We start from the raw sequence: 3,039 nt of genomic DNA, 5'->3' as shown, positions 1-3,039 counted from the left end.
TCCATCATAGAAGCTAGCAACTAGCTGTAATTGCACTGGCTCTAAATCTGCATCTTCGTCTTCGTTTTCTAAGGTGAACAGTTTTGATTCTTCAACGGGCGTTAAATCACCTGCAACAGTCAGAGCATAAGCTGTGTTCTTCAATATCAGGTTTTGCTCAGATAATACAGCTTGGGCTGTGGCAAAAATTTGCTCAATAATGGTATCATCTTCTACCAGAACCGCTTCTTCTTCCTCACCGTCACCTTCCCAAGAAAAAATTTCTACAGGTGAGTCTACAGGAAGAAGTAAAACGTATTCTTGTCCATCGACTTCAAGGGAATGCTCTATGTAACATTCGAGCGATCGCCCTTTGTCATCGGTTAAAGTAATGGAACCCGCATGAGCGTTATCATTTTCTTCAGGAAATGGAGAGGAAAACATAGCCGAAATGTAGAAAGAAATTTAATAAATACCAGCAACTTTGAAAATCGCTTAACCATTTAACGACATAATTATGTCAACCAAATAGCTTTATACGTAGATACAACTGCTGGCTAATCGTTTTCAGAATATCATGTTAAAAGGTATCAATATTCAATAGCCGCAACTGAACTGCGGGATCTGGCACGCTTGGCATCCAGCCATTGTTGTAAAATCAAAGCGGCTGCCTTGCGGTCAATCAAACCTTTATGGCGTGACGGGGAGCGGTTCTCAGCTATCAGCAGTTGTTCTGCTTGAAATGAAGTTAATCGCTCATCCACATATTCCACAGGCAGTTTCAGTGCTTTAGCAAGTTTTGTAGTAAATTTTTGAACTTGACGCGCTTGAAATCCTAATGAGCCATCCATTGAATAAGGCAAACCCATCACCAGGATTTGCACCTCGCGTTCATTAACTATTTGCCGGATTTGCTCGACATCCTGCTCAAAAGATGTGCGCTCAATTGTAGTAATCCCCGTGGCAATTAAACCCGTGCGATCGCACCCAGCTACACCAATGCGCTTGCGACCATAATCTAGTCCTAACGCTGAAATAAAAGGTTTTGGTTGCTCTTGGGATATCACAATTAATTCTCCTGCTGTGCATCTGCTGATTCAGAAATCGGTGATGCTTCCATGCTAGGATTTTTTCCCGAAAAGTTAATCGGTTCTGACAAGCTTTGCAGTGGTTTATCTGACGATGGCAGTTTTCCTGGTTGTATCCATGACATCCCACCTGGTATAGGTTTACGTGCCGGTTGTAAACCTTGCAGCATATCAGTCCACTGGATTCCTTCTAAGGAGACGAATTTAGACTCTCGTAGCTTGTGCCATACAGAGCGAGACATAACTAATGTATGTTCTATGCGTTTTGCCCCAATTCGCTCCAAATACTCTTCTCGCTCTGCCTGATAGTCTGAGGAAGCGAGTTGTAACCCTTGCTGGGGAAAATCTTGGGCAATACGAGCCAGCTGAGATAGTAATTCTGGATACAGCCAAGTATAAGCAGGATGGACTGTCAACGTTGCAACGTGAGGGACTTCACCCTTACGGTCAAGTTGCACCTGAAAATAGCCGATCGCAGCTTTGCGTTGCGGTTCAAATACGTAACCACTCACTACTTCTGTTTTGCTCACCCATTGCATTACTGCATCAGTTAAAGCACCAAACAAACTGGTTTTAAAGTCGCGGGTATTACGGTCAAAAACCTGACGTACCAAAGGTGGCATAGATGCCGTATCTAATTGATATAGCAACTGGGCATCAGCATTACTTACTGGCAAAAGGTTGGGTAAGTCTGGCTCTGCTTGTGCCAATTCAGCCAGTAATTCTGGCCCAATTTCCCAGTACGTCATTTCTGCCAGACGCTGGAATCCATTTTGCCGATATAGTGCCAGCGCCTCTATGTCATTGATATTAACTTCCAGTAACCAAGTCCGAGCTTCCAGAATCGATTCAAAGCAATGACGCAAAAGTTGCGAACCAATTCCTTGTTTATCGATACCACGCTCTAACAGAACTTGATCAATGCGCCAAGTGCTGCGTGTTCGGTTAAAGGGTGACACTTGAATCATCCCTAGAAGTATCCGCCCTTGCTCTGCTACGTAGGCACAGAGGCGATACTGTAGCGGGTTAGGAAACCAACTCAAAAATTTGAGTAATCCATACCAGCGACGCAGCATGAGCATCTGGCTGATGGCAATACCTGCTCCCTTGGGAGTGAGGGCTGCGAATGACTCTTGAGTTATGCGCTCAATCCCGTCCAGATCCCGGTATTGGACTGGTCGGATAACAACGCTGAGGTTTCTGGGAAGTAATGAAGTCATTTTTATTCGAGCCGCTATTTAGCCTTAACTAACTGCTCTTCAAAGGAACTGCTGCAATAATATTAACTGCTTTTTGCCCCTTACTATTGCGCCAAAAGGGTGATTTTAGTAACTCAATACTTAAAAAAGCAGAAAAAGCAGACCTTGTGAGAACACCATTGGCATTAACCCAACAACATCTGCCTTATATTTTATTGGAATTTTGATTAAAATTTGTATATATTTACAGCCCTTGTCGAGAAACTAGCTTTTCAAAGTGGGCTTGGGTTTGATGGAGTAATTGCTGGCGACTATCTACCAGTGTTTGCTTCAGGGTTGGAACAAGATTGCGAGCTTGCAGAGTCATGTGAAGTTGCAGATTGGCGACATATTCACTGAAATCTTGATTCATTTCATCTGCGCTTGCATTCGTTAATAAATTTGATTCCATTGCCACTGTATTCTCCTGTGTTAATCCTATGCTGTCTCTCTTCATCACCAAAAACTATCACGTTGTTTGGACTAACTTCTTAATTTGCAATGAAGTTTAACGCTTCTTAGGGATAGCGATCGCAGTAGGGTTTGGGTTCGAGGTGGGAAATTTGCTCTCAAGAGGGCGATCACCAGAAAAGCAAACGTTTAGGACTTATATCATGTCCGGCAAATTGCTTATGATATGTCATTGCGAGTGCAACGAAGTGGAGCGAAGCAATCACAATGACTCTGCGATTACTTCACTCCGCTATCGCTGCGTTCGTAATGACAAGTATTTA

The 3,039-nt window shown here is 43.3% G+C and carries 4 protein-coding genes; all 4 read right to left on the bottom strand.

What is annotated here, in order from left to right; genetic code table 11:
- On the bottom strand, positions 1-423 hold a 423-nt coding region (locus LC574_RS33495), incomplete at its 3' end, for a DUF3727 domain-containing protein (protein ID WP_229457892.1).
- A gap of 146 nt (positions 424-569) precedes the next feature.
- Positions 570-1,046, bottom strand: coding sequence for a Holliday junction resolvase RuvX (gene ruvX / locus LC574_RS33490; protein WP_229457891.1), 477 nt, complete (start codon positions 1,044-1,046; stop codon positions 570-572).
- A 2-nt stretch (positions 1,047-1,048) separates the two neighbouring features.
- Positions 1,049-2,287: a GNAT family N-acetyltransferase gene (locus LC574_RS33485; RefSeq protein WP_229457889.1), complete on the bottom strand. Its 1,239-nt coding sequence runs from the start codon at positions 2,285-2,287 to the stop codon at positions 1,049-1,051.
- A 223-nt stretch (positions 2,288-2,510) separates the two neighbouring features.
- Positions 2,511-2,717, bottom strand: a complete 207-nt coding sequence (locus tag LC574_RS33480) for a hypothetical protein (protein ID WP_229457894.1) — start codon at positions 2,715-2,717, stop codon at positions 2,511-2,513.
- Between the last annotated feature and the right edge of the window lie 322 nt (positions 2,718-3,039).

This window comes from Nostoc sp. CHAB 5715 (genome assembly GCF_020829685.1).
In the GTDB taxonomy this organism is placed as follows: Bacteria; Cyanobacteriota; Cyanobacteriia; order Cyanobacteriales; family Nostocaceae; genus Nostoc.
Note: the sequence above shows the minus strand (reverse complement) of the source record. Positions and strands in the feature narration are given on the sequence as shown.

Coding starts and splice junctions, on each gene's coding strand:
- LC574_RS33485 (WP_229457889.1), bottom strand. CDS start 2,287: ATGACTTCATTACTTCCCAGAAACCTCAGCGTTGTTATCCGACCAGTC.
- LC574_RS33480 (WP_229457894.1), bottom strand. CDS start 2,717: ATGGAATCAAATTTATTAACGAATGCAAGCGCAGATGAAATGAATCAA.